The 1,805-nt window shown below is 67.0% G+C and carries 2 protein-coding genes; one reads left to right on the top strand and one right to left on the bottom strand.

The window, feature by feature from the left end; translation table 11 throughout:
* The first annotated feature begins 281 nt into the window (after nt 1-281).
* Complete coding sequence (locus G6R24_RS20645; protein WP_163550791.1) at nt 282-854, top strand: potassium channel family protein; 573 nt, start codon at nt 282-284, stop codon at nt 852-854.
* Here G6R24_RS20645 and G6R24_RS23870 read toward each other — a convergent pair.
* Nucleotides 806-1,318, bottom strand: coding sequence for a sigma factor (locus G6R24_RS23870; RefSeq protein WP_163550792.1), 513 nt, complete (start codon nt 1,316-1,318; stop codon nt 806-808). The genes G6R24_RS20645 and G6R24_RS23870 overlap by 49 nt on opposite strands.
* Nucleotides 1,319-1,805 lie beyond the last annotated feature (487 nt).

The following is a 1,805-nucleotide window of genomic DNA, read 5'->3' as shown; positions in this document are numbered from 1 at the left end:
CGGTCGCTGGCCGGTCGGTCGCTGGCCGGTCGGTCGCTGGCCGGTCGGTCGCTGGCCGGTCGGAGGCCGCGCTGGCTGGCCGTTGCGACTGGGAATCTCGCAGGGCGGGACGCGCGCCAACAATGGTCATTTCCGACCTTCCCCCTGACCGGTACCGAATCATTTTTTTCTACATGTTCCTGTTCCGCGCGAACCGGAACGGCTACTTCCCGGCCGTCATTCCCCACGACGGGCCGCGCCAACCGAGCTGGATCGGTCCTCGGAGTGATTGGTTGACAGCCATGTCCGGTGACCCGTCGTTCGTGGTGGATGAGGAGCCTGCGCGACCGTCGGAGCCGGATCGGGCCGCGCGGCGGCGGCTGGCGCGACACACGATGCGACGGGCCGCGTTGAACATCACGGTGCTCATGGCGCTCTATTACCTTTTGCCGTTGCGGGGTGGCTGGGACCCCGTGGCGATCCTGCTGCTCGTCGTCGGACTGCTGGCGTTCACGGCCCTCGCCTGCTGGCAGCTGCGCTCGATCCTGCGGTCGCGGTACCCCGCGGTCCGGGCGATCGAGGCGCTGGCGCTGTCGATCCCGCTGTTCCTGACCCTGTTCGCGACCACGTACTACCTGCTGAGTCAGGCGGAACCGGGAGCCTTCACCGAGCCGATGAACCGCACCGACGCGCTGTATTTCACCGTCACCGTGTTCGCCACGGTCGGGTTCGGCGACATCGCGCCCACATCACCCTCCGCCCGGATCGTCGCAACCGTGCAGATGCTGGCCGATCTACTGGTACTTGGCCTGCTTGTCCGCACCGTCTACAGCGCGGTCGAACACGGCCAACGCCACCGGGGCTCACGCCCGTAGTGCCGCGGCGAGCGCCTGCGTCCAGGTACGGACGGACGGACGGACGGCCCAGACCCGTCGGTTTGGACCGGCCTTCCTGTCCGCGCTACGGGACGACCTTCAGCAGCCGACCACCGCGGTCGAAGACCCGGATCGTGGGAGTCTTCGAGTGCTCCCAGCTGCCGATACTCCCCAGGCCTCCTACCGTCCACGTCCGGCACCGTCGCCACGAGATCCTCGGGCACTCGTCGCCGACCGAACCGTCGCCTGTTCGCGTTCACGAGGATGCGGCGCACATAGGCATCCGGGTGATCACTGCTCTGGACCCGTCGCCACGCCACATACGCGCGTGCGAGCGTGATCTGAACCAGGTCCTCCGCCTCTGTGGCATCGCCGCACAGCAGGTAGGCCAGTCTCAGCAACCGTGGCAGTCGCGGTGCGAAGAAATCGCGAAAATCCCGGTGTTCATCATCATCATCATCCATCGGCCCCTTCACAACCCTCCAGATCCCGCCGGATGCCTGGCGGGTTGCCTCATCCGCCGGAACGGATTCCGCGGCCGGACGATCGCGGGCGAGGCCTGGCCAGGTGGACCGCGGCACCACGGGCCCGGAGGCGCTACGAGGCCGTCAGCCGGCCCGCTTCCGCCAGGACCGCCTTGACGCTGCGATTCCTCGAGGGCGGCTACCTCACCCCCGCGGACCTCGACGGTGATGTCCACGAGGGCGGCGAACAGTCCAAAACGTCCCGACCCGGTCGCCACCTTCAGCAACAGGGTGGCTCGGACCATCAGTCCCCAGTGACGCTGGCTGTAACTTACACAGAAGGTAAGTTACAGCCAGCGTGAGTAAGCATGAGGAGGTAGCGGTGGCCTTCGTGAATCGCACCGACGAGCTCGCCGCGCTCGAGGCGTGGTCGTCCCACGCGAGACGTTCACCGATCATCGCGACCAGATCGTCGAACTGGATGTCG

The sequence above is a fragment of the Candidatus Frankia nodulisporulans genome (genome assembly GCF_902806475.1).
GTDB lineage: Bacteria > Actinomycetota > Actinomycetes > Frankiales > Frankiaceae > Frankia > Frankia umida.
This window is presented reverse-complemented; position numbering and strand designations above follow the sequence as displayed.